The 26,440-nt window shown below is 42.1% G+C and carries 28 protein-coding genes and 1 other RNA gene; 10 read left to right on the top strand and 19 right to left on the bottom strand.

Annotated elements, in window-relative coordinates; translation table 11 throughout:
- Nucleotides 1–28 precede the first annotated feature (28 nt).
- Nucleotides 29–466, bottom strand: a complete 438-nt coding sequence (locus PR761_RS12110) for a DMT family transporter (protein WP_154610921.1) — start codon at nt 464–466, stop codon at nt 29–31.
- Nucleotides 467–468: 2 nt separating this feature from the next.
- Nucleotides 469–924 (bottom strand): DMT family transporter, encoded by a 456-nt coding sequence (locus PR761_RS12105; protein ID WP_006814198.1) that lies wholly within the window; start codon nt 922–924, stop codon nt 469–471.
- A gap of 103 nt (nt 925–1,027) precedes the next feature.
- On the opposite strand from PR761_RS12105, the gene PR761_RS12100 reads away from it, so the two are divergent.
- Nucleotides 1,028–1,957, top strand: coding sequence for a LysR family transcriptional regulator (locus PR761_RS12100; protein ID WP_154610920.1), 930 nt, complete (start codon nt 1,028–1,030; stop codon nt 1,955–1,957).
- Between the two features lie 349 nt (nt 1,958–2,306).
- Here the strand turns inward: PR761_RS12100 and rnpB are convergent.
- Both rnpB and rsmI read right to left on the bottom strand, forming a co-directional pair.
- An RNA gene (gene rnpB, locus PR761_RS12095) (RNase P RNA component class A) lies at nt 2,307–2,680 on the bottom strand.
- Between the two features lie 83 nt (nt 2,681–2,763).
- The gene (gene rsmI / locus PR761_RS12090) at nt 2,764–3,636 is read right to left on the bottom strand and encodes a 16S rRNA (cytidine(1402)-2'-O)-methyltransferase (RefSeq protein ID WP_154610919.1); all 873 of its coding nucleotides are present in this window, start codon (nt 3,634–3,636) and stop codon (nt 2,764–2,766) included.
- A gap of 61 nt (nt 3,637–3,697) precedes the next feature.
- On the opposite strand from rsmI, the gene PR761_RS12085 reads away from it, so the two are divergent.
- Genes PR761_RS12085 through dolP form a run of 4 tightly spaced genes read left to right on the top strand, consistent with a single transcriptional unit; the run spans nt 3,698 to nt 6,983 of the window.
- Nucleotides 3,698–5,371 carry a penicillin-binding protein activator gene (locus tag PR761_RS12085; protein WP_154610918.1) on the top strand — a complete coding sequence of 558 codons (1,674 nt, stop codon included), beginning with the start codon at nt 3,698–3,700 and terminating at the stop codon, nt 5,369–5,371.
- Nucleotides 5,372–5,420: 49 nt separating this feature from the next.
- Nucleotides 5,421–5,807 carry a YraN family protein gene (locus PR761_RS12080; RefSeq protein WP_006814202.1) on the top strand — a complete coding sequence of 129 codons (387 nt, stop codon included), beginning with the start codon at nt 5,421–5,423 and terminating at the stop codon, nt 5,805–5,807.
- Complete coding sequence (gene diaA / locus PR761_RS12075; RefSeq protein ID WP_006814203.1) at nt 5,808–6,398, top strand: DnaA initiator-associating protein DiaA; 591 nt, start codon at nt 5,808–5,810, stop codon at nt 6,396–6,398. It begins immediately after the preceding gene.
- A gap of 9 nt (nt 6,399–6,407) precedes the next feature.
- Entirely contained in the window at nt 6,408–6,983 is a 576-nt protein-coding gene (dolP, locus tag PR761_RS12070) for a division/outer membrane stress-associated lipid-binding lipoprotein (RefSeq protein ID WP_006814204.1), read from the top strand.
- A 63-nt stretch (nt 6,984–7,046) separates the two neighbouring features.
- On the opposite strand, the gene mtgA is transcribed toward dolP, so the two are convergent.
- From mtgA to arcB, 3 genes are all read right to left on the bottom strand, one after another.
- A complete protein-coding gene (mtgA, locus tag PR761_RS12065; RefSeq protein ID WP_006814205.1) occupies nt 7,047–7,769 on the bottom strand; it encodes a monofunctional biosynthetic peptidoglycan transglycosylase in 723 nt (240 codons plus the stop codon).
- Between the two features lie 8 nt (nt 7,770–7,777).
- Entirely contained in the window at nt 7,778–8,428 is a 651-nt protein-coding gene (gene elbB / locus PR761_RS12060) for an isoprenoid biosynthesis glyoxalase ElbB (protein WP_154610917.1), read from the bottom strand.
- A gap of 229 nt (nt 8,429–8,657) precedes the next feature.
- Nucleotides 8,658–11,003, bottom strand: a complete 2,346-nt coding sequence (gene arcB, locus PR761_RS12055) for an aerobic respiration two-component sensor histidine kinase ArcB (RefSeq protein ID WP_006814207.1) — start codon at nt 11,001–11,003, stop codon at nt 8,658–8,660.
- A 228-nt stretch (nt 11,004–11,231) separates the two neighbouring features.
- Between arcB and PR761_RS12050 the strand changes: the two genes are divergently transcribed.
- Nucleotides 11,232–12,608 (top strand): FAD-dependent oxidoreductase, encoded by a 1,377-nt coding sequence (locus PR761_RS12050; protein ID WP_006814208.1) that lies wholly within the window; start codon nt 11,232–11,234, stop codon nt 12,606–12,608.
- 44 nt (nt 12,609–12,652) lie between these two features.
- Here the strand turns inward: PR761_RS12050 and sspB are convergent, their stop codons facing one another.
- From sspB to zapE, 5 genes are all read right to left on the bottom strand, one after another.
- Nucleotides 12,653–13,144 carry a ClpXP protease specificity-enhancing factor gene (gene sspB, locus PR761_RS12045; protein WP_195848288.1) on the bottom strand — a complete coding sequence of 164 codons (492 nt, stop codon included), beginning with the start codon at nt 13,142–13,144 and terminating at the stop codon, nt 12,653–12,655.
- A 20-nt stretch (nt 13,145–13,164) separates the two neighbouring features.
- Nucleotides 13,165–13,794: a stringent starvation protein SspA gene (gene sspA / locus PR761_RS12040; RefSeq protein ID WP_006814210.1), complete on the bottom strand. Its 630-nt coding sequence runs from the start codon at nt 13,792–13,794 to the stop codon at nt 13,165–13,167.
- Between the two features lie 510 nt (nt 13,795–14,304).
- Nucleotides 14,305–14,697 carry a 30S ribosomal protein S9 gene (gene rpsI, locus PR761_RS12035; protein ID WP_006814212.1) on the bottom strand — a complete coding sequence of 131 codons (393 nt, stop codon included), beginning with the start codon at nt 14,695–14,697 and terminating at the stop codon, nt 14,305–14,307.
- 14 nt (nt 14,698–14,711) lie between these two features.
- Nucleotides 14,712–15,140: a 50S ribosomal protein L13 gene (gene rplM / locus PR761_RS12030; protein WP_006814213.1), complete on the bottom strand. Its 429-nt coding sequence runs from the start codon at nt 15,138–15,140 to the stop codon at nt 14,712–14,714.
- 298 nt (nt 15,141–15,438) lie between these two features.
- The gene (gene zapE, locus PR761_RS12025; RefSeq protein WP_039854751.1) at nt 15,439–16,569 is read right to left on the bottom strand and encodes a cell division protein ZapE; all 1,131 of its coding nucleotides are present in this window, start codon (nt 16,567–16,569) and stop codon (nt 15,439–15,441) included.
- A 251-nt stretch (nt 16,570–16,820) separates the two neighbouring features.
- Between zapE and zapG the strand changes: the two genes are divergently transcribed.
- The 3 genes from zapG to degS all read left to right on the top strand — a co-directional run bounded on the left by zapG (nt 16,821) and on the right by degS (nt 20,147).
- On the top strand, nt 16,821–17,219 hold the full coding sequence (gene zapG / locus PR761_RS12020; RefSeq protein WP_006814216.1) for a Z-ring associated protein ZapG: 399 nt from the start codon (nt 16,821–16,823) through the stop codon (nt 17,217–17,219).
- Nucleotides 17,220–17,553: 334 nt separating this feature from the next.
- The gene (locus PR761_RS12015) at nt 17,554–18,948 is read left to right on the top strand and encodes a Do family serine endopeptidase (protein ID WP_164717609.1); all 1,395 of its coding nucleotides are present in this window, start codon (nt 17,554–17,556) and stop codon (nt 18,946–18,948) included.
- 131 nt (nt 18,949–19,079) lie between these two features.
- Nucleotides 19,080–20,147, top strand: coding sequence for an outer membrane-stress sensor serine endopeptidase DegS (gene degS, locus PR761_RS12010; RefSeq protein WP_039854754.1), 1,068 nt, complete (start codon nt 19,080–19,082; stop codon nt 20,145–20,147).
- A 79-nt stretch (nt 20,148–20,226) separates the two neighbouring features.
- On the opposite strand, the gene murA is transcribed toward degS, so the two are convergent.
- From murA to mlaF, 7 genes are all read right to left on the bottom strand, one after another.
- Nucleotides 20,227–21,489, bottom strand: a complete 1,263-nt coding sequence (murA, locus tag PR761_RS12005) for a UDP-N-acetylglucosamine 1-carboxyvinyltransferase (protein ID WP_006814219.1) — start codon at nt 21,487–21,489, stop codon at nt 20,227–20,229.
- A gap of 53 nt (nt 21,490–21,542) precedes the next feature.
- The gene (gene ibaG, locus PR761_RS12000) at nt 21,543–21,797 is read right to left on the bottom strand and encodes a BolA family iron metabolism protein IbaG (protein WP_006814220.1); all 255 of its coding nucleotides are present in this window, start codon (nt 21,795–21,797) and stop codon (nt 21,543–21,545) included.
- Nucleotides 21,798–21,934: 137 nt separating this feature from the next.
- Nucleotides 21,935–22,225 (bottom strand): lipid asymmetry maintenance protein MlaB, encoded by a 291-nt coding sequence (gene mlaB, locus PR761_RS11995; protein ID WP_154610915.1) that lies wholly within the window; start codon nt 22,223–22,225, stop codon nt 21,935–21,937.
- 1 nt (nt 22,226) lies between these two features.
- A complete protein-coding gene (gene mlaC / locus PR761_RS11990; RefSeq protein ID WP_006814222.1) occupies nt 22,227–22,856 on the bottom strand; it encodes a phospholipid-binding protein MlaC in 630 nt (209 codons plus the stop codon).
- Nucleotides 22,857–22,892: 36 nt separating this feature from the next.
- Complete coding sequence (gene mlaD / locus PR761_RS11985; RefSeq protein ID WP_006814223.1) at nt 22,893–23,405, bottom strand: outer membrane lipid asymmetry maintenance protein MlaD; 513 nt, start codon at nt 23,403–23,405, stop codon at nt 22,893–22,895.
- Between the two features lie 3 nt (nt 23,406–23,408).
- Nucleotides 23,409–24,191, bottom strand: coding sequence for a lipid asymmetry maintenance ABC transporter permease subunit MlaE (gene mlaE, locus PR761_RS11980; protein WP_006814224.1), 783 nt, complete (start codon nt 24,189–24,191; stop codon nt 23,409–23,411).
- Nucleotides 24,192–24,197: 6 nt separating this feature from the next.
- Nucleotides 24,198–25,001 (bottom strand): phospholipid ABC transporter ATP-binding protein MlaF, encoded by an 804-nt coding sequence (mlaF, locus tag PR761_RS11975; protein ID WP_006814225.1) that lies wholly within the window; start codon nt 24,999–25,001, stop codon nt 24,198–24,200.
- A 467-nt stretch (nt 25,002–25,468) separates the two neighbouring features.
- On the opposite strand from mlaF, the gene kdsD reads away from it, so the two are divergent.
- Nucleotides 25,469–26,437 (top strand): arabinose-5-phosphate isomerase KdsD, encoded by a 969-nt coding sequence (kdsD, locus tag PR761_RS11970; RefSeq protein WP_039854757.1) that lies wholly within the window; start codon nt 25,469–25,471, stop codon nt 26,435–26,437.
- Nucleotides 26,438–26,440 lie beyond the last annotated feature (3 nt).

The following is a 26,440-nucleotide window of genomic DNA, read 5'->3' as shown; positions in this document are numbered from 1 at the left end:
AAAATGCATATTGATTTGCATCAGGGGGCTATGATGTTGCTGGTTTGATATGGCGTATTCCAATTGCGGCAAGAATCAAAATAACACCCAACGATTGAAGGTAAAAATGTTCTGGTAGGCCGTGCTGAATAATATCGATCACAAAACTGGAAAGAACCTGACCACCTATGGCCAAAATCGTCGTAAGTGTTGCGCCAAGTAGTGGTAATACATAACTGTTGATCACCACAAAAAAAGCGCCAATAATTCCACCACAAAAAGCCATCAACGGAATATGGGTTAAATCTAGAGTAAATAGAGAGGACATAAATAAAATGATGATACTTAGAAATAAAAACCCAATAACATGGTTTACCAATGAAGCATAAAAAGCACTGGTGACTTGAGAAAGCGCGCCATTAACACTTCGGCTTAATATAATAAAAATCCCATTGCTCAATGCAATCATGACAAAAAAAAGCAGCATGGTTATCTCCCCATCACTATCAATACAGAACCCAAAAGCAGTAACAACACCGTTAAGCCATCCCGCAGGGTAATTCTTCGTTTGGCTAATCCCAATAGCCCAGCATGGTCAATCAACAGCCCCGTCACAATTTGTCCTGTCAACATTAGGACTATCGAGCCTGAAAGTGAAAGCGGGCTATTGACGGTAATGGCGGCAAGCAGGACAGTAAAAGCACCGGGAATACCACCTAAGTAGCACCAAACAGGTATTTTGATATCTGGTTTATGGGTTCGAACTGTTTTTCTTCTCACCATTATCCAAATCAAAAAAGCAATGAGACTGCCAATCCCGTGGGTCAACCAAGATGCATGTAGTGGAGAAGTAAACGTGGATAAATAGCTATTGCTCATAATCATTAATGTCAGCAATACGCCGGATAAAACAGCGATCATGGACAGCGTTATTTCTTTTTTCATTTTCTTTATTTCTTTGCTAATAATCTTAAAAGTATAAAGATTGATAGGAAGTCAAAAAAGGCATATAAAAGAAAAAGTCTGTTTCCTATTGGTTGACAATAAAATGATTGATATAGATTATTCGCTAATTCCGATTTTTATCACTGTTGTAGAACAAGGTAGCTTAACGAAGGCAGCTGATACGCTACATATGACCAAATCCGCGGTCAGTAAGAAGCTAATGGCGTTTGAAACGCAAACCGGGATACGTCTAATAACACGTTCAACTCGCCACCTACAACTAACTGAAGCTGGCGAAATCTATTATTCTTGGCTCAAAAAAGCACATGAAACCATCAATGATGGAAGAGAGGCTATTGCCCGTTATGCAGATACGGTAGACGGTATATTGAAGATCAGCGCACCGATGATTTTTGGTACGTTGCACCTTAATAAGCTATTACCTGAATTTTTAAAGCGGTGGCCACAATTACGCACTGAAATTATTTTTGACGATAAGCTGGTCGATCTTATCGGTGAGGGTTTTGATATAGCGATACGAATAGGTGAATTGCAGGATTCATCGTTGATATCTCGAACACTGTCACCATGTCGAAGTGTGTTGTGCGCCTCTCCTGCTTGGCTAGAAGAACGCGGAATACCAAAAAATCTTCAAGAATTAGCGGAACATAATTGCTTATTGTACAGTTACTTTCAGGCTGGGCAGACATGGAGTTTTACTCATCTTGGTGAGAAAGTGAGATTTACTCCAAAAGGGAACTTTCGTGCCAATAATAGCCTATCTTTACATCAGGCTGCGTTACAAGGGTTAGGGGTCTGCCAACTGCCACAATTCATTGTTGCACCAGACATTCTCGCTGGGCGTTTAATTCCATTGCTCCCTGATTATCACCTGCCACTCCATCACATTTATGCGGTGTATCCAGACAAAGAGTTTTTACCAAAAAAAGTCAGCGTTTTTTTGGATTTCTTACAAGAAAAACTCAACAAATCAAGTGATTATCAAAATGATTATGAACGAGTTCTCTATTGATATTTATGACTTGATGTAACCGAATGGCGAGAAATAAAAAAACAATTAAGTGTAGTATTATCAATTAATTAGATTTTTTTCTAAACAATTTAAGATTTTTTCTAGATAGTTCGAGGTGTGCCAAGGCGGCAAAATGAGGAAATCCCTAGGAGCATACACTAGTATGTGACCAGAGTAGCCAAGTGCAGCCAACCCCCCTACAACTTGAAATATGACGAAAAAAATTTTTCTAGATAGTTCGAGATGTGCCAAGGCGGCAAAATGAGGAAATCCCTGGGAGCATACACAAGTATGTGACTAGGGTTGACGAGTGAAGCCAACGCAGTCACAACTTGAAATATGACGAAAAAATGGGAGTTGGCCGATAAGCCGGGTTCTGTCGTGGACAACCATTCATCTAGGCCAGCACTTGCGCACTGGCTCCAGCAACCTACCCGAGTTCAATGCGGGCCGCACCATATGAACCCCTATTTGGTCTTGCTCCGGGTGGAGTTTACCATGCCACGAACTGTTGCCAGTCGCGCGGTGCGCTCTTACCGCACCCTTTCACCCTTACCTGATCCTGTAAACAGGCCATCGGCGGTTTGCTCTCTGTTGCACTTGTCGTAGGCTCGCGCCTCCCAGACGTTATCTGGCACCCTGCCCTATGGAGCCCGGACTTTCCTCCCCTCTACCCGTCTCCCGAAGGGACTACGATAAAGCAGCGGTTGTCTAGCCAACTCCGCGGCGAATTATAGGCACTTTACGGTAGCTTGTACAGGCTCAAAGGCAGTCTATTTACCACAAAGCCTGTACTTGGACGAAAATCACTCGCTGTCTTGCTGATCCAGCATCAGTTTATATAGCTGATTTTTTTTCAAGCCGTAGATTTCAGCAGTAATTGCCGCGGCTTTTTTCGGCGGTAATTCTTTTTGTAATAAATTCAACGTGCGCATCACATCCGGCGTGATAGAGGATTCTTCATCTTGAGGCTTATAACCTTCAACAATCAGAACCATTTCTCCACGATGGCGATTTTCATCTTCTTTAACCCACTCAAGTAGTTCTCCAACCGGACGACCTTCAATGGACTCCCAGGTTTTTGTCAATTCACGCGCGAGAACCACTCGGCGGTCAGGCCCCCAAACTTCAACCATATCCGCTAAACTGTCTAACAAACGGTGAGTCGATTCATAAATAATTAATGTTCGTGTTTCTTGCTCAAGGGACTTCAGTACATCTTTACGACCTTTAGTTTTCGCTGGAAGAAAACCCTCATAGCAGAAACGGTCGGATGGTAATCCCGCGGCTGATAATGCTGTTATCGCAGCACATGCGCCCGGTAATGGGACAACTCGAATGCCTGCTTCACGGCAGCGATTGACTAAATGATAACCAGGATCGTTAATTAAAGGTGTACCTGCATCAGAGACTAATGCGATACTATCCCCTTGTTGAAGTTTGCTAATTAACAGATCTGCCTTTTGCTGCTCATTATGGTCATGTAGCGCAAACATACGTGCATTAATGGCAAAATTCTGTAATAGAATTCCCGAATGCCTTGTGTCTTCCGCAGCAATTAGGTCAACATGTTTAAGCACATCCAACGCGCGTTGCGTGATATCTCCCATATTACCAATTGGGGTTGGCACGATGTATAGCGTGGATGCCATAACCACTGCTTGATTAGGTTGGTTCATTGTTTCATCCGAATAGCCGGTTTAAAATTAAGCAATTGAAAAATACACCATTGGATACAGTATGCGTCCTTCAATTTTTTTGCATTTGAAAAAAAAGTTACTCTGCACTGCGATGTTGTCCACTCTCGCATTAACGGGGTGCCAACTCGAACAATCGACAACCTCGACAACCACACAGCAGCAAAGTGTTTCTGATGCCAGTCATTATCAGTCTATCATCGACACGGCTCAAGGTAAGCCCTCAATGGAAGTGCTACGCGCTTATATAAGCCAAGAACCTCTGCTTACCGACCCTGCACAACATCAAGCTAATATTGATTCTCTGTGGCAAATGTTAACACAGATGCAGCCAGAACAGATTCAAGGGATCGCGGCAGATGAAAATATTTTATTAGGCTGGGTCGACCTTCTCGATATCTATCAAAATAATAAAGATGATCCAGAAGCCCTACGCGTGGGCATTGCCGATTGGAAAACCCGTTATCCACATAATCCAGGGGCAAAAAATCTCCCAACTGCATTAGTTCAAGGTACTGTCGCAAAAGTAGGCGATGCTCCACGTATTGCACTATTCTTACCAATGAGTGGTCAAGGGCAAGTGTTTGGTCAAGCTATCCTGCAAGGCTTTACCGATGCGCAAAAAGGGCTTCCTCAGTCATCAGCCCCTTCAGTCACTGAGCCAGCAGCTCCCCAAAGTACTGGTAATGATGTTTTAGACCAAATTTATCAAGAAGTTGCTGCGACAGTGAATGAAAATGCTAATGGCGATGTCGTCGCTTCAAGCTTAACGATTGATGCTGTACCGACTAATGCACAAAGCGTCAAAGTCTTTGATACTCAAGGTAAAGCGATCCCTCAGTTAGTCCAACAAGCAACTGCCGAAGGCTATAACTTGATTGTGGGCCCACTGTTGAAAGCTGAAGTTCAAACAATAGCTCAAATGAATGCACCAATCAGTGTTCTGGCTTTAAATGAATTAGATGCAAATCAGTTAAAACCTAGCCCAAATCTATGTTATTTCTCTTTATCCCCTGAAGATGAAGCGAAAAATGCCGCTAACCAAATGCGAGCTGATGGGAAACAGATGCCGTTGGTGTTAGTTCCTGCAAATCCATTTGGCGATAGAATTGCCAAAGCTTTTGCACAAGAATGGCAGGCAAAAGGCGGTGGAACGGTATTAGTACAAACATTTGGTTCAGTAGGTTCGCTAAAAGAATCTATAAACCGTGGGCAAGGGATCCGTATGACGGGTACGCCTATCAACGTTGATGCCCAGCCAATGGTACAAACTGAAGGTGGTGTTGACGCTGTATACATCGTGGCAACCCGTGATGAGCTAACGTTAGTTAAGCCAATGATCGACATGGCTATTAGTTCACGTCAGCGTCCTGCTTTATATGCAAGTTCTCGTAGTAACCAAGGTAGCTCCAATGCGGATTACCGTTTTGAAATGGAAGGCGTGAAGTTTAGTGAAGTCCCATTATTAGCAGGGGCAAACAGTAATCTTCGTAAGCAAGCCCAAGGTAAAGTGAATAATGACTATTCATTATTCCGCCTCTATGCCATGGGCATTGATGCATGGTCACTCGCAAATAACTACGATAATTTGCAAAAGAATGCTCAATTCCGTATTCATGGGGCATCAGGCACATTAACGGTTCATGAAAATTGTGTCGTTTATCGTGAATTGCCTTGGTTACAATTCCAGCAGGGTCAAATAAAACCCGTGCAATAATATTTACAAGGCAATCAGGATGATTGCCTATTTTTCAGACTAGGATGTCATGCAAACAATAAAAAAATCATTAAAATGGTTAACTGGTAGGCATTACGAAAACCAAGCACTCGCCTATTTGCAACAACAAGGGTTGACGTTAATTGCCCGTAATGTTCGCTGTCGAATGGGCGAAATCGACCTGATTATGCGTGATGGGACGGTTTTGGTCTTTGTCGAAGTGCGTTTTCGCAAGAATAGTGATTACGGAAACGCTCTTTTATCAGTAAACTGGCACAAACGCAGAAAAATATTGGCAACTGCCCAATATTGGCTTGCTCAGCGACAACAAAGTTTTGAAACAACCCCCTGCCGCTTCGATATCTATGCAATCACCGGCAAACAGTTTGAGTGGGTTCAAAACGCGTTTAATCTTAGTGAACAGGAAAACAAGTAAGTGCTAGATAGAATAAAAGTTTGTTTTACCGAAAGTATTCAAACTCAAATTGCTGCGGCAGAAGCACTGCCCGATGCGATTTCTCGCGCAGCGGTAATGATGGTCCAGTCATTGCTGAATGGTAATAAAATTCTGTGTTGTGGTAATGGTGCATCAGCCGCAACAGCACAGCGTTTTGCTGCCAGTATGATCCATCGTTTTGAGACAGAGCGCCCAAGTTTACCTGCATTGGCGCTAAATACCGATAATACAGTGTTGACTGCGATATCCGGAAGCAAACAACCTACTGAAATTTATGCCAAACAAGTCCGAGCACTTGGTCAACATGGTGATGTTTTAATGGCTATCTCCACTCATGGTAATAGCGCTGATATCATTAAAGCAGTTGAAGCCGCAGTAACCCGTGATATGACGATTGTGGCTCTGACTGGCTATGATGGTGGTGAACTGGCAGGGCTTCTTGGTCCACAAGATGTTGAGGTTCGAATCCCATCCCAGCACAGTGTCAGAATTCAAGAAGTTCATTTATTAACCGTCAATTGTTTGTGTGATTTAATTGATAACACGCTGTTCCCACATCAGGACGAGTAAGGAGACAAAATGCGATTACTTCCAATTTTTGCCATAGTTTTGAGTTCGGTTCTTCTACAGGGCTGTATTGGTGCTGCGGTAGTCGGTACTGCTGCAGTCGCAACGAAGAGCGTTTCAGACCCTCGCTCGGTGGGTCAGCAAGTTGATGATGGCACACTAGAAGCGCGTGTCAGTGGTCAACTGAATAAAGATAAAGATATCACAAGCAAAGCTCGCATCGTGGCAACTGCGTATAAAGGACAGGTTCTATTAACCGGTCAGTCTCCAGATATGGCATGGGCTGAGCGAGCAAAACAAATCGCCAGCAAAGTGGATGGAACGACCGCGGTCTACAATGAAGTTCGTCAAGGTGAACCTGTCGATTTAGGTACAGCATCAAAAGATACTTGGTTAACAACCAAAGTGAAATCTAAGATATTAACCAGTGATGGCGTTAAATCAGGTAGCGTAAAAGTAATTACCGAGAATGGGGAAGTTTTCTTATTAGGAGTACTGACTCGACAAGAAGGTGATGCAGCCGCCAAAATTGCAAGCGAAACCGATGGTGTCCGTCGAGTTACGACCGCTTTCACTTATCTTAATTAATCATAAACGATAATCAATTGTTATAAAAAGCCAAGCCATGAACTCAAAATCATGGCTTTTTTTTTAATCCTCACCAATTTGGTTATTTTTCAGATAATTCCTATCTCCTAAAAGGTTCATCTGATTAAGTATCCACGCCTGCCTTTTTAAAACATAGGAAGATGGCTTTTTTACACTGAATCGATGTGGATTTGGAAGAACAGCAGCCAAAAGCGCAGACTCTTCTCTAGAAAGCTTGCTGGCAGGCTTATTAAAGAATTTATTTGCTGCTTCTTCAACACCAAAAACCCCCTCACCAAACTCCGCAATATTGAGATAAATAGTTAGTATTCTTGTTTTTGACCACATAACTTCCATTACTGGCGTCATTACTGTCTCAATCCCTTTTCTTAACCAGCTTCGACCATCCCATAACCATAAGTTTTTTACTGTTTGTTGAGAGATCGTCGAGGCGCCTCTAACCGGTCGTTTATCATCCAAATTATGCTTATAAGCACGCTCAATTGCATCGAGATCAAATCCCCAATGATGGGGAAAATTTTGATCTTCTGAAGCAATAACAGCAAGATAAACATAGGGGGAAATCTGCTTTTCATTGACCCACGTCGAATGAGAAACATAAGAAAAATTAAAGTTAATCCACGCGGATAGCTGTCTTTCGACCATCACTGCGGAAAAGGGAACGGGCACAAACTTAAAAATGATGACAGAGAATAACCATAAAGAAAGCAATGAGATTATAATTCTCTTAAGCCAGTGCCCTAATCGGAAAACAATCTTTTGCATTCCGTTAATTACGCCATTTCCAGTACTTTCTTCACAAGCTTACTGATCCCACTATTCACCTCTGCAATAGATTGAGCCAGCATATAAGCAGGAGTTGTAACAACCTTGTGAGTTTCATCCACAACAATATCATCAACAGAACAGACAACATGCTGACCGCCCATTTTTTCAATTTGAGCAATCGTTTCAGCATCATCACCAATTGTTAGTTTCACTGATGTATTAAGCATCTTTGGTAGCATGACAGGAGCAATGCACATCAGTCCTAGTGGCTTTTTCTGCTGGTACATTGCCTGAACTAAACTTAATAGTTCTTTATTAATTTCACAGTCACTTCCTTTCACTGCGAAATTACATAGATTTTTTGCCACACCAAAACCACCTGGAATTATAAGGGCATCCAGCTTATTCGCATCAGCTGATGATAAAGGGGCTATTTTACCACGAGAAATACGTGCAGATTCTTCCATTTGATTGCGTTTTTCTGTTTTTAAACTACCATTAATGTGATTAATTACAGTAGCTTGATCTTCATTTGGAGCAAAAAAATAGACTTCAGCATTATTTTCACTTAAAGCCAGCATAGTTAATACTGTCTCATGAACTTCACTCCCATCAAAAACACCACAGCCACTTAAAATTACCGCAATTGATTTCATATCTTCCGCCTTTTGTAGTAAATTACTCCTCAGACACCAAACAGACAAACATCAATCTTCATCACAGATTTTAATGAATCTTGTAACAGGTTCACTAAATTTTGGTATCGTGGTAATGTCTGAGTCACGACAAATGTATTTTAATGATTCGCCTACAATAAAATCATAAGCGAATCAATGATTTCCCTGGTGTTGGCGCAGTATTCGCGCACCCCGACTTCGGTTGGGGTTATTTTTTTGTACGGTTATCAACCCAGTTTCTCAAAGTTTCTATATCTGACTTCCAATCCTGTTTTAGCTCATCTACCCACTCTTGAACATTATCCCACCAAGCCGGTAATTCCGGTGATTGAATTTGCTGAGCAAGTTTCTGTAAATTTTTCAGTCCAATGGAACCCGCTGCCCCTTTGATTTTGTGAGCTTCTTCAACAATCCCTTTTTGATCTTTAGCCACCATATTGGTATCAAGAATAGCGAGATAACCAGGGATCATCTTCTCGAATACCGCCAACCCGTCGTAAATCAGCTTTGGTCCCACTAAATCAATATATTGCTCAAGCATGTCACAATCTAGAATGGATTCATCAACTTCAGACATTGAGATATTCTCCGTATGTTCATGGTTAGCGGAGGCATTGTCGCCCCAGAATTGCTCAATAACTTGAGTCAAGGCTGGAACGGATAAAGGTTTGCTTAGAACACCATCCATTCCCGCATCAAAGTACTCTTTCTTGTCTTTCAATACATTGGCAGTTAATGCAATTAATGGTGGTAAATCTTCCTTGTCGTACTGCTGTTTTAGTTGTCTAGAAATATCCAAGCCTGTCATATCTGGTAATTGGATATCTAGTAGAACAAGGTCATACTCACCTGGTGCGAACATTTCCAATGCATCTTTACCTGTCATGGCGACGTCAACCGTATTGCCAAGGTTCTCTAGCACAGAACACGCCACAACCACGTTAAGTTCGATATCTTCGACTAGTAAGATATGGAGAGCGGGGAGCGGATAATCATCTTCATTTTCTTGTTGCTCCTCAATTTGATCTTCAACAACAGGGGCTGTAATGGATAATGTGAATGTTGAACCCTGACCAATTTTGCTTTCAACCTGAATATCTCCACCCATACTTTGTGCTAGCCTACGAGATACAGAAAGCCCAATCCCCGTTCCGGTTGCAGGGCGTCCACCCGCAGAATCTCGAACTTGGTAATACATCGCGAAAATTTTATCGAGTTCATCCTGCGGAATACCAATACCACTGTCTTTCACTTGGAAAAATAGTTTGTTATCTGCTTCTCGCCATATACTCAGCTTCACTTCACCTTTTTGAGTAAACTTCACTGCGTTACCAATGAGATTCCACAAAATTTGGCGTAAGCGAGTGCCATCCGTCAGAATAGTTTTTGGTAGCCCTCGAGCGACATCCAGAACAAATTTCAGCCCCTTTGGCTGAACAAGTAGTCCACTCAAGTTTTCGAGATCATTGACAAATTCAGGTAGTACGACGGGTTGGTTATCCAATTGCACTTTACGACGTTCAATCTTGTCCATCTCGATAACGTCATTAAAGATATTGCCCAACGTGATAGCGCTGACATGGATAGTTTTCAGGTAGCTGGCTTGCTCCTTACTAAGTTTGGTATCCAGAAGTATGCGGCTAAGCCCCACAATGCCATTAAGCGGCGTACGAAGCTCGTGGCTGATCGTTGAAATGAAGGTGGTCTTATCCCTACTCGCGTTCTCTAACGCCTCCTGATAACGTTTACGCTCGGTTATATCGCGACCAAAGCCCATTAGCCCATGTCGTTTACCAACACGATCGTAAAATGGTACTTTACGTAATTCAAAACAGGCCTTGCGTCCGTCGGGATACACCAGCCACTGTTCGTAAGTAAGTGCAACGTTATGTCTGAAGACTTTTTCGTCAGTCTCCATTACTTTTGCCGCTATTTCGGCATCATAAATATCTAATGGTGTTAGCCCCACCAGTTGTTTCTCACTTTTACCTGTGAGTAACTCCATGGCGCGGTTACACCCCGAAAATTCGTTATTTTCATTTCGGTAATAAACGAGGTCAGGAGAGGCATCCAAAAACGAGCGTAACAACACGGATTGCTGTTCGAACTCAATTTGGGTTTGTTCCCGAAATTTCATTTCTTGTTTTAATTGTTCTAATAATTCGAGGTGGGCACTTTCTGCTTTTTCTCGTTCAATAATTTCTAGATTCAGTTGCTCAATATTGCCTTGAAGTTGGGTATTTAGCTCCGCATCCCGATGTCTCATAACCTCAAGTTTATCGACCATACGCGTTAAGCGCTGACGTGACTCTTCCAATTGTTCGACCACGACGGAAAGAAAATAAACGGCCAATGGCGTAATGATTAATCCAAATAGGATTGAACCTACCATATCGAGGCTATCCACGTGTCCACGTAAGAAAATTGCCACTGCCATTTGCATTATCATCGCAAGCACAATCAACGCTGATGCTAGTAGCAAAGAGAAACGTACTAACCCCAGTTTCATCATCAGGTCGACATAATATTGTGCTAGACCGCGAAGTACTTTCATAACCACCCCTTAGTTAAATTCTCTATGAATCATATATCAAACAAGGATGTTTCGAATGTAGATTCATACGAAATGTCGATCCTGCTCATTAAATCACCTCATCATCGATAGATTATCATCAGCTCAATTGGTGACTTTATTATGATAATCACTATTTAAATCAACTTTATCAAAGTAAACTTTAATTCACGTCATACCCATGAAACAAATTACGCAATAAGGATCAACATGTCTGCATCGCATGACGGTTCACAACGTGTTGAGCCAAAAACCAAAGGTCTCAACATCCGTAAAATTGAGTTCATTGAAATTTACCAGCCAATCAGTGGTATCGAAGTGCAGAATCAAGCACAGCGCTGTTTGTCTTGTGGGAGTCCTTACTGTGAATGGAAATGCCCGCTACATAATCACATTCCTAACTGGTTAAAATTAGCGGCGGAAGGCAAAATACTTGAAGCTGCGGAGCTTTGCCATCATACCAATAGCCTGCCCGAAGTCTGTGGTCGAGTATGTCCTCAAGAAAAATTATGTGAAGCGGTGTGCGTGCTGAATGAAACCTTTGGTTCAGTCACTATTGGGCATCTTGAACGTGAGATTACCGATAAAGCTTTTGAGTTGGGCTGGCGTCCTGATATTTCCCATGTCACAGCGACAAATAAACGCGTCGCCATTATTGGAGCGGGTCCGGCAGGTTTGGGCTGTGCTGATGTGCTTGCTCGCAATGGCGTACAAGTCACCGTGTTTGATCGACACCCGGAAATTGGTGGCTTACTCACTTTTGGTATTCCCGCGTTTAAACTTGAAAAAACCATCATGCAACATCGTCGACGGATTTTTGAAGAGATGGGGATCAAATTCAAATTAGATTGCCAAGTTGGGCATGATGTTCCCTTTGAAAGCCTACTGAATGGGTTTGACGCGGTTTTTATTGCAACGGGAACCCATCAGCCTATCGATGGACAACTTACTAACCTAAAGGCTATAGGAGTCTATAACGCACTCCCCTATTTAGTCGCCAATACTCGGCATTTAATGCACTACCCTGAAAATACCGATTTTCCTTACATCAATGTGGCACATCAGCGTGTTGTGGTATTAGGTGGCGGAGATACAGCGATGGATTGTGTACGAACCGCTATTCGACAAGGAGCTCAACACGTTAGCTGCCTCTATCGCCGAAAAAAAACAGACATGCCCGCAGCAAAACGGGAAGTTTTGCATGCCGAAGAGGAGGGCGTAGATTTTTATTTTAACTTACAACCAGTGAGCATTAAAGTTAATAAAAATCATCACGTTGTAGGAATTAACACCACGAACACTCAACCCAGTGTTAATGAAAAAAATACTGTTGAACTCCCCGCAGATATCATCATCATTGCGTTTGGCTTTGAATCTGATCCTATGCCATGGCTTCCATCATGTGAGATTCAGCGTGATCCTCAAGGACGAATCAAGGCTCAACGCCATAGCGAATTTCCATATCAGACTTCACATCATAAGGTTTTTGCTGGTGGGGATGTCGTTCATGGCTCTGATTTAGTTGTGACTGCCATTGCCGATGGTCGAGGTGCAGCTGAAGGTATATTACTGTATTTAGGTATTTAATTTATTTTTGATAAAAAAAAGAGGAATAAATCCCTCTTTTTTATCTATTTAACAACTCGCAGAGTCGGGCGCCCTTTCGGTGGTCTTGGCGGTTCATCGTCTGGTGTAGATGATTCGTCAGTTTGAGCTGACTCGTCATGAACCAAAATAATATTGTCTGCCGATGTTTCGTCTGTTACGTCGTTTTCTTCTGAAAAATGCTCATCATAAGCCGCTTCAGGTTCAAACATCATACCAGCACCATTTTCACGAGCATACACAGCCATAATTGCAGCCATTGGAACGTATACCTGACGAGGCACTCCACCAAATCGAGCATTGAAGCGAACTTCTTCGTTGGTAATTTCAAAATTACCCACGGCACGAGGCGCTACATTTAATACAATTTGCCCATCTCGGGCAAATTCCATCGGGACATTGACTGCGGGAAGTGTGACATCAACCACCAAATGCGGGGTCATATCGTTATCCAACAACCACTCATAGTGAGCTCGCAGTAGATAAGGTCGACGTGGTGTCATTGGTGCCATTTCCATCATACGACTTAGCCTCGATTTTACTTACGCATTTCGCGCTCTAATTCAGTTAAAGATGCAAAGAATGAACCACGGTCAAATACACGCTGCATGTACAGCTGTAAAAACTTGCTGCTAGATGGCTTTAATTCAATACCCAATACAGGTAAACGCCATAATAGCGGCGCTAAGTAGCAATCGACTAAGCTAAACTCATCACTCATGAAGAATTGCATGTGTTCAAATGCAGGAGATATTGCAATCAGCTCTTCAGCTAATTGTCGACGCGCGCTTTCAGCTTCCTGAGCACTACCTTTCTCTATTTGATTCATTAGTGAATACCAGTTTTTCTGAATACGGTACATCATTTGACGACTAGTACCACGAGCCACTGGATATACTGGCATTAATGGTGGATGCGGGAAACGCTCATCGAGGTATTCCATGATAATCAGTGGGTCATAGAGTGTTAAGTCACGATCAACCAGTGTTGGTACAGTTCTATACGGGTTTAAATCAATAAGGTCTTGAGGTATATGACCAGGCTCGACATTTTCAACTTCAACACTCACGCCTTTTTCAGCCAAAACAATACGTACTTGATGGCTAAAAATATCAGTTGGACCTGAAAACAATGTCATTACCGAACGTTTATTAGGAGCAACAGCCATTAAAACCTCCAAATTATAAAAATGACTCGCACAAGCTAAAGACCGGCTTCATCATTTTTATTTTTTAAAATCCCCTGCGCTTAACCTTCACTACCCAGATTGAAAGCCAGCACAACCATCCCGCGAAATAAAAGCGAGAAATAATTGAATAAAAAAACTGGGACATATTCTAACAGATTTTGTACAGTTTAGGGGGCTAACCCAGAGAAAATCATCGGTTAATTTTGTTTTTCGAGGGGGAATAATCAAAAATCAGAATTAAATACTCAATTAAGGCATAAATCAAAGAATAAAAAACCTAGAGTTAACTCCAGCGTTAGTGTGTTAAATATTAATAATAAATGTGAATGACATTAAAAGACTATGCATAACTGTAGTGGAATTAATCATCTTTGTCTTTTATTCTTAATTAAACTCACTCGTAACTCAATATTCCATTTTCTATAGATAATAAAAAACCCGCCATAAAGACGGGTTTTTTCATTAACTTCATGCCCAGAGGGCAATAAATTAACGTTTGGAGAATTGTGGACGACGACGTGCTTTACGCAGACCCACTTTCTTACGTTCAACAGAACGCGCATCACGGGTAACAAAACCAGCTTTACGCAGATCAGAACGAAGAGTCTCGTCATAAGCCATCAGTGCACGAGTAATACCGTGACGGATTGCGCCTGCCTGACCAGAGATACCACCACCTTTAACAGTGATGTATAGGTCAAATTTTTCCAACATTTCAATCAGTTCTAACGGCTGACGAACAACCATGCGCGCAGTTTCGCGACCAAAGTATTGTTCCAGTGTACGTTGATTGATTGTGATGTTACCGCTACCCGGCTTAATAAAGACACGAGCAGATGAGCTTTTGCGGCGACCAGTGCCGTAGTATTGATTTTCAGCCATTGCTATAATCCCGATTAAATGTCAAGAACTTGCGGTTGTTGAGCCGCGTGGTTGTGCTCATTACCTGCGTAAACTTTCAGTTTACGGTACATTGCACGACCCAGAGGTCCTTTTGGCAACATGCCTTTAACCGCGATTTCAAGCACACGCTCAGGACTACGAGCAATCATCTCTTCGAAAGTTGCTTGCTTGATTCCACCTACATGGCCAGTGTGGCGATAGTAGATTTTGTCTTCGCGTTTTTTGCCGGTAACAGCAATTTTTTCTGCATTCAGAACGATGATGTAATCACCAGTGTCCACGTGCGGAGTATATTCCGCTTTATGCTTACCGCGCAGACGGCTAGCAATTTCAGTTGCAAGACGGCCTAAAGTTTTGCCATCTGCATCAACAACATACCAGTCACGTTTTACGGTCTCTGGTTTAGCTGTAAAAGTTTTCATTAAAACTTACCCAATATTGAAGTTACACGTTGAGTGAACACTCATGTTCGTAAAGTTACTAGAGGTTCACGCGACTCATTGTCCAGCAAACCTACCCCTTCGAGCAGCCTAGCCGGCATTAATGCGTTATTTTTTGGGAAATAAAAAATAACGCTGTAACGTGGGGTCGCAAGATTATAGAGAAGTCAGCGACAAAAATCGACCCCAAATGCATTTTTTTTACATTCGAATCGATAATCAGCGTTATATGCTCATTAAACGCCCAAACTTACGCTGTTTTTATCGTACTGATAAAAACCTATGATAAATGCGGGATCTTTAAATATTCTTCGCTCTGCATTTCTTGTAGGCGAGAAAAGCAACGTTGGTACTCAAATGCTAAAAGTTGCCCTTGATAGAGTGACTCCATCGGCACTTGCGCATTAATCATTAATTTTACCTTACGCTCGTAGAACTCATCAATAAGCGCGAGGAAACGTCTAGCTGGATTCTCATCCGCCATTCCCATTACAGGCACATCGTACAGAAGTACAGTGTGATAGCAGTTAGAGAGGTAGATATAGTCATTTTGACTACGAGGCTCTTCACACAACACTTTAAAACTAATGGCAAGTACACCTTCTGCGGAGCGAATTGCCTGCATTTGGCGATGATTTACTTCCAATACAGGGGTTTTGTGCCCCTCTTTACCCGCTAATTTAATGAACGTTTCATCGAGATGCTGACGGTTTTGTTCATTAATTGGTGATAAAAATAGATGTGCTTGTGTCAATGTACGCAGGCGATAATCAATTCCAGCATCCACATTCATGACATCGCAATACTTTTTAATTTGCTCAATGGCAGGTAAGAAGCGTGCCCGTTGTAGTCCATTACGATAAAGGTTGTCTGGAGTAATATTCGATGTAGCAACTAACGTAATTCCACGAGCGAATAGACCTTCAAGCAAAGTCCCTAAGATCATGGCATCGGTAATATCAGACACGAAAAACTCATCAAAACACAATACATCCGTCTGTTTTTTAAACTCATCGGCGATAGTTTCTAATGGGTTTTCTTGCCCTTGTAATGCCATTAAATCTTCCTGCACTTTCTTCATAAAGCGGTGGAAATGTAAGCGCAATTTTCGATCGCCAGGCAGGCTGTCATAAAACATATCCATCAGCCATGTTTTTCCTCGACCAACTCCCCCCCACATATATAACCCTTGTACAGGCTCGCAGCTTTTTGTTGATGGTTTGCCGAGCAAACGACCAAAACGTTGTTTTAAGCCTTTCGGTTTCTCATTGGGAAAACAAGGTGTTGCACTGCAAAGTTGTTGATAAATTTTATCTAAACGCTCGACTGCTTGCTTTTGAACATCGTCCGGCTGAAAATTGCCTTGAGCAATTGCCTGCTGGTAACGCATAGTAGGGGTCATCGGCGACATCAACTGAATAATCCTTAAAATTTTCGGTTTTTTTTACCGTTATATGATATACACTGCCTTTATTATAACCAGATTCTGTTATCATTTAACTTTCGATTAACCATTCGGCATAGAGTAAGGAATTTTGCTTTATTATTCCACTCTTTAGTCATTAACAGATTGGCCATTAACGGGTATAGTTAGGGTAATCGAGCTAAATTTTTGGCGAATATTTTCTGTGAATTTTGATTGAAGTAAACGAAGGAGTTAGCATGACTTGGGAGTATGCACTAATAGGATTAGTTGTTGGTTTTATCATCGGCGCATTGGTTGTGCGTTATGGCAATCCAAAACTTCGTCAACAAAAAACAGCACAGGCTGAATTAGACAAGAAAAGTACTGAACTCGAAGAGTATCGTAAAGAACTTGTCAGCCACTTTGCTCGCAGCGCAGAATTACTGGATAAAATGGCACGTGACTATCGCCAGCTGTATCAACATATGGCTCAAAGCTCATCAGAGTTAATGCCTGATATGCAAGATAATCCGTTCAACTACCGTTTGACTGAATCTGAAGCTGATAACGATCAAGCTCCGGTAAAAATGCCACCAAGAGATTATTCTGAAGGCGCTTCAGGGTTATTCCGCCCAGTTGAAGAAAAAGAGAAGTAATTACGCTATTCAGCCACCCGTAATCCTACATTACGGGTGGCTATTCAATATTTCAGTCGATTCCCCTCAGTACATTCATATCCCATCCAATTATGAATAAAATCTTATAGTTAATTTAATAACTGTATAGAAGTTCGAGTTTCACTTAAATATCATGTAAACAGATGTAAAATAGTGGATAAGTACTATCCGCATTGGGAACTTTTGAGCATAATCTGTAGTCATAGTACTCAGTTAAGTTAAATTTGAGACCAACAAATATCTCAATTCATGATGTTTTAATCGAGGTTTCTATCGTGAGTTGATATTTTATTTTGAGAGAATCTACGGAATGATGAAAAGAAAAAATTTTTTTCTAACGGCTGTCGCAATGAGCTTAGGGTTAACTCTAGCAACTATCCCTGCAATTAGTAGTGCTGCGTTGCCTGCAACGTTACCGACGTCTGCACAAAGTCAAAATATGCCAAGCTTGGCACCTATGCTGGAAAAAGTACTGCCGGCAGTGGTTAACATTCACGTTTCAGGTACTCGCGTTCAAACACAACAGATTCCAGATGAATTGAAATTCTTCTTTGGGCCAAATACACCATCGCAACAACAAAGCGTACGTCCATTTGAAGGGTTAGGTTCTGGTGTCATTATCGATGCCACTCAAGGTTATGTGCTAACCAATAACCACGTTATTGATGGTGCGGACAAAATCCAAATCCAACTTAACGATGGTCGAGAAATTGATGTCAAACTGATCGGTAAAGATCCCCAAACAGATATTGCGTTATTAAAAATATCTAATGCTAAAGATATCAAAAACTTAACTGCCGTCTCTATCGCTGACTCAGATAAGCTGCGTGTTGGAGATTTTGCTGTTGCTGTCGGCAACCCATTCGGTTTAGGACAAACTGCAACATCAGGGATTATTTCTGCACTTGGTCGTAGTGGTTTAAATCTGGAAGGTTTAGAAAACTTTATCCAGACTGACGCCTCAATTAACCGTGGTAACTCAGGGGGTGCTCTGGTTAACTTAAACGGCGAATTGATTGGTATTAACACTGCTATTTTAGCGCCAGGCGGCGGTAACATCGGTATTGGCTTTGCTATCCCTAGCAACATGGCGAAAAGCCTGAGTGAGCAACTGATTAAACACGGTGAAGTCAAACGCGGTATCTTAGGTATCAAAGGTACTGAAATGAACTCTGACATCGCTAAAGCGTTCAATATCGATGCTCAACGTGGTGCATTCGTCAGCGAAGTCATTCCTAAGTCATCGGCAGCGAAGGCCGGTATTAAATCTGGTGACGTATTAGTTTCTGTTGATGGTAAACGAATCAATAGCTTTGCAGAATTAAGAGCCAAAATTGGAACGAGTCAACTAGGTAAAGAAATCACCCTTGGTCTGATCCGCTCAGGTAAGCCAATGGAAGTGAAAGTCGTCCTAGACAGCGATGAAGGTTCTGCGACAAAAGCGGAAAAACTCAGTGAATCATTATTAGGTGCAACAATCTCAAATGCGATTGTTAGCAATACTAAAGGGGTTCAAATTGACAATGTAGCACCGAAATCACCAGCGGCATTAGTTGGCTTAGTGAAAGGTGACCTGATCTTTGGTGTGAATGATGCTCGAGTCGAAAACATCGAACAGTTCCGCAAAATCATAGAGAGCAAACCTCCAGTACTGGCAATGAAAGTCTTACGTGGTGGTGAAACCCTCTATTTATTGATGAAAAACTAATTCATTAATAAAAACTATTTAAATCAATAAAACAGGTACAGTACACTCTGCTGTACCTGTTTTTTTATGTTATGCTCAAAGTATCTACCTATAAAATAAATCTAATCAAGCTAACCTTGGTAACCTTTAATATGGTCAAAAAGCTACTTTTGTCTGTCGTGCTAGGTTTAGTTACCGCCTCGATTATCATTATTGCGGTCCCTTCCTTGCGCCCACAAGGGTTAGCCAACTTACTGTATGGCAAAACCAATAGCGAGCCAGTTAGTTACAATAAAGCTGTGCGCCGTGCCGCGCCAGCGGTTGTGTATGTTTATAGTAGCTCTAAAGGCAGTTTCTCCCAGTCCGGGCGGGAGTTACAATCACTGGGTTCTGGAGTGATCCTTAGCACCAATGGCTATATTATTACCAACAAACATGTCGTTGATAACCCTGACCAAATCCTCGTCGCATTACAGGATGGCGCTATTTTTGATGCCTTATTGGTGGGTTCTGATCCCCTCACTGATCTTGCTGTATTGAAAATTGATGCGGAAAATCTTCCAGTGATCCCAATTAATACGCGTCGAGTTACTCATGTAGGAGATGTGGTTTTAGCCATTGGTAATCCGTATAACCTTGGACAAACAGTCACTCAAGGTATTATCAGCGCCACTGGGCGTGTTGGATTAAGTTCTACACGTAGGCAAAATTTTCTACAAACCGATGCCTCGATAAACTCCGGTAACTCCGGCGGTGCGCTGATTAATACTGAAGGTGAATTAGTTGGGATCAACACCCTCTCCTTTAGCGCGGGACAAGGTCTTAACTCCGAAGGGTTAAGCTTTGCCATTCCAACGCCTCTAGCCACTAAGATCATGGAGAAATTAATCCGTGATGGCCGAGTGATCCGCGGTTATATCGGTATTACTGCCCGCGAATTGCCACAAATTCGTTCAAACAATAACAATATTAATCAGATTCAAGGTTTACGTATCTTCCAAGTATCACCAAATGGACCTGCGGGTAAATCTGGTATTATTCAAGGGGATATCATTTTGTCCTTAGATGGTAAACCGGCTGTCTCTGCCGCAGAAACTATGGATTACGTCGCTGAAATTCGTCCTGGCAGTAAAATTCCAGTTCAAATCCTACGAGATGGTGAAATAAAAAATATTGATGTCGTCATTGAAGAATTACCTGAAGGGCAAGCAGCCAACTAAAATTTTTCTAATAAAAAAGGCTGTTCCGCTACAGAACAACCTTTTCTTAATTTAGCGATTCAACCCGCTCTATGCTCAATTATTCTTCAGAGTGAACTCGTTGAATATTTGCACCTAAACCACGTAATTTATCTTCAATATTTTCATATCCACGGTCGATATGATAAATACGGTCAACCGTCGTGGTTCCTTCCGCAATACAGCCCGCAATCACTAAACTTGCTGATGCACGTAAGTCAGTTGCCATAACCTGTGCCCCTGTCAGTTTTTCAACTCCGTGACATAATACCGTATTACTTTCGATATCTGCGTGAGCCCCCATACGAATCAGCTCTGGAATGTGCATGAAACGGTTTTCAAAGATAGTCTCCGTGATCATACCTGCACCTTCGGCGACTAAATTCAGTAAACTGAACTGGGCTTGCATATCAGTAGGGAAACCAGGATGTGGCGCTGTACGTAAAGTCACTGCTTTAGGACGTTTGCCTTCCATATCAAGACTGATCCAATCGTCACCCACTTCAATCTTAGCACCTGCTTCACGTAATTTGGCTAACACCGCATCCAACGTATCTGGACATGCGTTGCGACAAATAACTTTACCGCGAGAAACTGCCGCAGCAATTAAAAAGGTACCTGTTTCAATACGGTCAGGAAGAACTCGATACACTCCGCCACCTAAGCGCAGCACGCCTTCAATCACAATGCGGTCAGTTCCTGCACCTGTAATTTTAGCGCCGAGTGTGTTTAAGAAATTCGCAGTATCTTCAATTTCAGGTTCACGAGCTGCATTTTCAATAGTCGTGGTACCTTCAGCGAGTGTGGCTGCCGTCATAATGCTGATGGTTGCACCTACACTCACTTTATCCATCACGATATCTGCACCTTTTAAACGACCATCAACGGTCGCTTTCACATAGCCGTCTTCTAAAACGATATGTGCGCCTAATTGTGCTAAGCCACTAATGTGCAAGTCAACTGGACGTGCGCCGATAGCACAGCCGCCCGGTAAAGAAACTTCACCATGACCAAAACGCGCCACCAGCGGAGCTAATGCCCAAATAGATGCACGCATGGTTTTCACTAGGTCATAGGGGGCACAATATTCAGTCACATTGCTAGCATCAACAAAAATAGAACCATTACGTTCAATTTTGACACCAAGTTGGCTCAGTAACTTAATCGTTGTATCGATATCTTTCAGCTTAGGGACATTCTGTATTTCTACAGGCTCTTCAGCTAATAAAGCAGCGAACAGGATTGGGAGTGCGGCGTTTTTAGCGCCTGAGATAGAAACTTCCCCCGACAGGCGGGTTGGTCCTTTGACTAAAAATTTATCCATTCTGATATTCTCGTGTGTCAAATATTACAAACTGTTCGCTTACATTTTAATGCTTATAGCCCACTCAGTTTACGGTCTCGCTCCCACTGTGCTGGCGTATAAGCTTTGATTGAAAGCGCATGAATCCGGTTGTCCGCAATATATTCCATTAACGGAGCATAAATAGCCTGCTGCTGCTTAACACGGCTCATGCCGTCAAATAGGCTGCCCACAGCAATGACTTGAAAGTGGCTGCCATCGCCAGTCACGATCGCTTCATCCAGAGACAGCTTTTCCATCAATACTTGCTTTATTTCGTTGGTTTCCATAATAACTCAATCTTATGATTATTCATGATAGTAAATATAGGTGCCTATCCTAATAGATCCAGCACAACACTTAAACCATAGAAAACGCCTCTGGTACACAAAAACACACAGAGGCGCTCTTTTTTACATAACTTGACCTAATTGATGAGAAAAGCTTTCACACCATACAGCTCAATCAAGGTATTCAGGTTATCGCTGATACCCACAAATTTCAGTGGACGCTGCTGGGATTGATATTCGCCTTTAAGGCGGACTAACATCGCTAAGCCTGTTGAATCCACATGGGATAAATTGGAAACATCAATAGACTCTATATGGCTGAGTAACGACTGGCGTTTTTCCCAAAACCCTAATATTGAATCTCGATCCAAAATCCCTGAAATAACTAATGTTGTTTCACTCTGCGCCCATGACAGCTGACCGCTCATATTACCTGTTCTCTTCTAAAGTAATAGGGATTTGAGCACTGCGCTCTAACTGTTGAGTTAAGCCATCAATACCTTGCTTACGTAGAATATCGCCCCACTCATTCTGTTTTGTGGTGATCATGCTGACACCTTCAGCGATCATGTCATAAGCTTGCCAGTAACCCGTTTTACTGTTTTTACGCCATTGAAAATCTAGACGTACAGGCGGGCGACCATTGGTATCATTGATCGTCACACGGATTGCAACAATATTTTTATCCCCTAACGGTTGCTCTGGGGCAATGCTATAAGTTTGACCATGATACATAGCTAATGCTTGACCATAAACTTGCTCAAGATAGGCTTCGAATGCTTTAAAATAAGCATCGCGCTGTGCAGGGGTTGCGCCTTTATAATAGGTCCCTAATACCAATGCCCCTGCATATTTAATCTGTACATATGGCAGTAATTCTTCACGCACAATAGTACGCAAATAATCAGGATTCTGTCTAATTTTAGGCTGCTCTGACTTTAATCGATTAAAAGTTTTATCTGCCGCCTCATCCATTAATTTATAAGGATTGGTTTGGTCGATTGCCATCGCAAATGGGGCAATCGCAAGCATCGCAACCATCAATAAACGTTTAAACATAATTTATTCCTTTTAAATTCACAGGGAACACCAAAATTAATGTGCCGGTGCAGGGGCTTGAGCAGGCTCTGTACCTTGGCTATCGCCACTCTTATATAAGAACTGACCGATTAAATCTTCTAACACCATGGCTGGCTTAGTATCTTCTAAACGCCCTCCATCTTTCAAAATCGCAATTCCCATATCTTCATCATCAGGTCCAATATTCATCGCAATATATTGCTCGCCCAGCAAACCTGAGGTACGAATCGACAAAGAACTGGAATCCGGAATATTATCGTACTCACTCAATAAGTCGATTTTCACTTCGGGAACATAGTTCTTTTTGTCTAACGAGATACTCGCAACACGCCCAATAACCACACCACCGACCTTGACGGGAGAACCGACCTTTAAGCCTCCCACATTTTCGAAGGGAGCTGAAACTTGATAGGTTGATTGACTCCCAATCGATTTTAAATCAGCGACTTTTAAGCATAAGAATACAATTGCGGCGATCGCCAACAACATAAAACAACCAACCCATATTTCACTTTTTTTACTTTGCATGACTTAGTTCCCAAACATCAGTGCTGTCAGTACGAAATCTAACCCCAAAACCGATAACGATGCATGAACAACCGTTTTAGTTGTCGCTCGGCTAATCCCTTCTGAAGTTGGAATTGCATCATAACCATTAAAGAGTGCAATCCAAGTCACCGTTATCGCGAAGACTAAACTCTTGATAAAGCAGTTCACTATATCTAATCGCCATTCAATGGAAGACTGCATTGATGACCAAAAGAAGCCGGGATCAATGCCTTTCCAATCCACCCCAACAATCGCACCGCCAATAATACCGACGGCAACAAAAATTAGGGATAATAATGGCATGCTAATAAAACCGGCCCAAAATCTTGGTGCAATTACGCGTCTTAGAGGATCGACTGCCATCATTTCTAAACTCGAAATTTGCTCCGTTGCTTTCATTAAACCAATTTCGGCTGTTAAGGCTGATCCCGCTCGCCCCGCAAACAGCAAGGCAGTGACAACGGGGCCTAATTCACGCAACAGTGATAACGCCACCATCATGCCAAGACTAGCTTCAGCACTAAATGTGGTTAATACCAAATAACCTTGAAGCCCCAAAACCATGCCAATAAATAAACCCGATACCGCAACAATCAGGAGCGACTGAACGCCCACTGAATAAAGCTGCTGCATTAATAGCGGCCACTGTTTCGCAAATTCAGGCTTACCGAATAATGCACGAAACAGCATATAGCCCGCACGACCAAACGCTGCAAAAGTCTCAATCCACCGACGTCCGAAGGCAGCTATCGCCTTTATTATCATCTTTATTTACCCTAATAAATCAGCTGAGTAGTCATTAGCCGGGAACCGAAACGGCACCGGACCATCAGCAATACCATCCATAAACTGTCTCACTCGCGGGTCTTGATTTTCCCGTAGCTCTTCTCCCGTTCCTTTCGCAATCACATGCTGCTGCGCTACAATATAAGCTTTATCAGCAATGCTCAAAACTTCAGGAACATCATGGGAAACCACGACACAGGTAACCCCAAGTGCTTGATTGAGTTCATCGATTAGCTTGACCAAAACACCCATTGTAATCGGGTCTTGCCCAACAAAAGGCTCATCAAACATAATTAAATCTGGATCCAGTGCAATCGCTCTGGCTAGTGCTGCACGGCGAGCCATTCCACCCGATAATTCAGACGGCATCAACTGTGCCGCACCACGTAGCCCAACCGCTTCTAATTTCATCATCACTGTCGTATGAATCAATGATTCTGGTAAGTTCGTATGCTCGCGCAATGGAAAAGCCACATTATTAAACACGTCCATATCCGTAAACAACGCACCGGATTGAAACAGCATGCTCATTTTCTTACGTGATTGATACAATTTAGAACGAGACAACGCAGGAATATTGTCGCCATCAAACCATATTTCACCTTCTTCAGGACGTAACTGACCACCAATCAGGCGTAATAATGTCGTTTTACCGATCCCTGAAGGCCCCATAATCGCCGTGATCTTACCGCGAGGTACTGTTAGGTTAATATTCTCAAATATTTTCCTATTTCCCCGCGTAAATGACATATTTTTGACTTCGATTAAGTTGTCTGTCTGTGCTTGCATCGTTTAATAACTCGGTTATATGCCAAACTTAGATTTTTAAAATTAAGTCGGGATTTTACAGAAAAATAAACCCAAAATCGTCCTATATCACATCAACCTATTATTTATAGTACTATATCGCCGAAAATATGACGGTGGATGTGACTATAAATAGAGATAAACCACTATTCGGATGAATATGAGTTAAATTTCACTATAGTTAACGAATATTTTACCTAATTAATAGAAGATAGCTCTTAGAAATTTACCTATCCAACACAAGAGTATGCGAACTAGAAAATATTTTTTTGGACATCGGTGCTGCTAGGTATTTATTCGGACGTTTTTTCTCTTTATTAGATAATAACTAGCTGTACTGACAGGATTAATGAAAGCTTAGCAGACAAAATACTTACTGATACTAAGTATTCGTTATACAATCCAATTTTGCTAATTTGATCCAACCGAAACTACCCATGGAACTAGAAATGTCAAATATCGATTTTCAGAAAGTAGGTAAAGAAGTTCTCCATATCGAACGCGAAGGTCTAAAAAACCTAGAACAATATATCAATCATGATTTTGACCTCGCTTGTCAGAAAATTTTTTCTTGCCAAGGCAAAGTTGTCGTTATGGGGATGGGAAAATCAGGGCATATTGGAACAAAAATCGCAGCAACACTTGCGAGTACAGGAACACCTTCATTTTTTGTTCATCCCGGAGAAGCAAGTCATGGTGATCTTGGTATGGTCACCGATAAAGATATTGTATTAGCGATCTCAAATTCAGGGGAATCAGGGGAAATTTTAGCTCTGCTTCCAGTACTTAAACGCATTAAAGTGCCATTAATCTGCATGACCAATAACCCAGAAAGCAGCATGGGAAAATATGCGGATATTCATCTGTGCATCAAAGTACCACAAGAAGCTTGTCCGTTAGGTTTAGCACCGACCACCAGCACCACTGCAACCCTAGTAATGGGAGATGCATTAGCCATTGCATTATTAACTGCACGAGGCTTTACAGCAGATGATTTTGCCCTGTCACATCCAGGGGGCGCACTTGGACGCAAACTTTTATTATTAGTTCGTGATTTAATGAGTACTGGTGATGATATCCCGCATATTTCTAAAAGTGCTTCTTTACGTGAAGCCTTAATTGAAATCACTCGCAAAAAACTAGGTATGACCGTTATTTGTGGCGATGACATGAATATTGAAGGTATTTTCACCGATGGGGATTTACGCCGTATCTTTGATATGGGCATTGACCTCAATAACGCCAAAATTGCCGATTTAATGACTCCAGGTGGTATTCGAGTTGCCCCGGGTATGCTGGCTGTTGAAGCACTAAATCTTATGCAATCTCGACATGTTACTTCACTGTTAGTCGCTGACGGCAACAAATTAGTGGGTGTTCTTCATATGCACGATCTGCTGCAAGCAGGGGTTGTATAAATA

Source organism: Providencia sp. PROV210 (assembly GCF_028479445.1).
Lineage (GTDB): Bacteria > Pseudomonadota > Gammaproteobacteria > Enterobacterales > Enterobacteriaceae > Providencia > Providencia rustigianii.
This window is presented reverse-complemented; position numbering and strand designations above follow the sequence as displayed.

What these genes read in the sequence shown, in the direction of transcription:
- mlaF (WP_006814225.1), bottom strand. Translation starts at nt 25,001, where the DNA reads ATGCAAGCACAGACAGACAACTTAATCGAAGTCAAAAATATGTCATTT.
- PR761_RS12110 (WP_154610921.1), bottom strand. Translation starts at nt 466, where the DNA reads ATGCTGCTTTTTTTTGTCATGATTGCATTGAGCAATGGGATTTTTATT.
- sspB (WP_195848288.1), bottom strand. Translation starts at nt 13,144, where the DNA reads ATGGAAATGGCACCAATGACACCACGTCGACCTTATCTACTGCGAGCT.
- PR761_RS12100 (WP_154610920.1), top strand. Translation starts at nt 1,028, where the DNA reads ATGATTGATATAGATTATTCGCTAATTCCGATTTTTATCACTGTTGTA.
- arcB (WP_006814207.1), bottom strand. Translation starts at nt 11,003, where the DNA reads ATGAAAGTACTTCGCGGTCTAGCACAATATTATGTCGACCTGATGATG.
- mlaC (WP_006814222.1), bottom strand. Translation starts at nt 22,856, where the DNA reads ATGTTTAAACGTTTATTGATGGTTGCGATGCTTGCGATTGCCCCATTT.
- mlaB (WP_154610915.1), bottom strand. Translation starts at nt 22,225, where the DNA reads ATGAGCGGTCAGCTGTCATGGGCGCAGAGTGAAACAACATTAGTTATT.
- sspA (WP_006814210.1), bottom strand. Translation starts at nt 13,794, where the DNA reads ATGGCTGTTGCTCCTAATAAACGTTCGGTAATGACATTGTTTTCAGGT.
- murA (WP_006814219.1), bottom strand. Translation starts at nt 21,489, where the DNA reads ATGGATAAATTTTTAGTCAAAGGACCAACCCGCCTGTCGGGGGAAGTT.
- PR761_RS12080 (WP_006814202.1), top strand. Translation starts at nt 5,421, where the DNA reads ATGCAAACAATAAAAAAATCATTAAAATGGTTAACTGGTAGGCATTAC.
- elbB (WP_154610917.1), bottom strand. Translation starts at nt 8,428, where the DNA reads ATGAAATCAATTGCGGTAATTTTAAGTGGCTGTGGTGTTTTTGATGGG.
- ibaG (WP_006814220.1), bottom strand. Translation starts at nt 21,797, where the DNA reads ATGGAAACCAACGAAATAAAGCAAGTATTGATGGAAAAGCTGTCTCTG.
- zapG (WP_006814216.1), top strand. Translation starts at nt 16,821, where the DNA reads ATGACTTGGGAGTATGCACTAATAGGATTAGTTGTTGGTTTTATCATC.
- zapE (WP_039854751.1), bottom strand. Translation starts at nt 16,569, where the DNA reads ATGTCGCCGATGACCCCTACTATGCGTTACCAGCAGGCAATTGCTCAA.
- rplM (WP_006814213.1), bottom strand. Translation starts at nt 15,140, where the DNA reads ATGAAAACTTTTACAGCTAAACCAGAGACCGTAAAACGTGACTGGTAT.
- dolP (WP_006814204.1), top strand. Translation starts at nt 6,408, where the DNA reads ATGCGATTACTTCCAATTTTTGCCATAGTTTTGAGTTCGGTTCTTCTA.
- PR761_RS12015 (WP_164717609.1), top strand. Translation starts at nt 17,554, where the DNA reads ATGAAAAGAAAAAATTTTTTTCTAACGGCTGTCGCAATGAGCTTAGGG.
- degS (WP_039854754.1), top strand. Translation starts at nt 19,080, where the DNA reads ATGGTCAAAAAGCTACTTTTGTCTGTCGTGCTAGGTTTAGTTACCGCC.
- rpsI (WP_006814212.1), bottom strand. Translation starts at nt 14,697, where the DNA reads ATGGCTGAAAATCAATACTACGGCACTGGTCGCCGCAAAAGCTCATCT.
- mtgA (WP_006814205.1), bottom strand. Translation starts at nt 7,769, where the DNA reads ATGCAAAAGATTGTTTTCCGATTAGGGCACTGGCTTAAGAGAATTATA.
- kdsD (WP_039854757.1), top strand. Translation starts at nt 25,469, where the DNA reads ATGTCAAATATCGATTTTCAGAAAGTAGGTAAAGAAGTTCTCCATATC.
- mlaE (WP_006814224.1), bottom strand. Translation starts at nt 24,191, where the DNA reads ATGATAATAAAGGCGATAGCTGCCTTCGGACGTCGGTGGATTGAGACT.
- PR761_RS12105 (WP_006814198.1), bottom strand. Translation starts at nt 924, where the DNA reads ATGAAAAAAGAAATAACGCTGTCCATGATCGCTGTTTTATCCGGCGTA.
- PR761_RS12050 (WP_006814208.1), top strand. Translation starts at nt 11,232, where the DNA reads ATGTCTGCATCGCATGACGGTTCACAACGTGTTGAGCCAAAAACCAAA.
- PR761_RS12085 (WP_154610918.1), top strand. Translation starts at nt 3,698, where the DNA reads ATGCGTCCTTCAATTTTTTTGCATTTGAAAAAAAAGTTACTCTGCACT.
- rsmI (WP_154610919.1), bottom strand. Translation starts at nt 3,636, where the DNA reads ATGAACCAACCTAATCAAGCAGTGGTTATGGCATCCACGCTATACATC.
- mlaD (WP_006814223.1), bottom strand. Translation starts at nt 23,405, where the DNA reads ATGCAAAGTAAAAAAAGTGAAATATGGGTTGGTTGTTTTATGTTGTTG.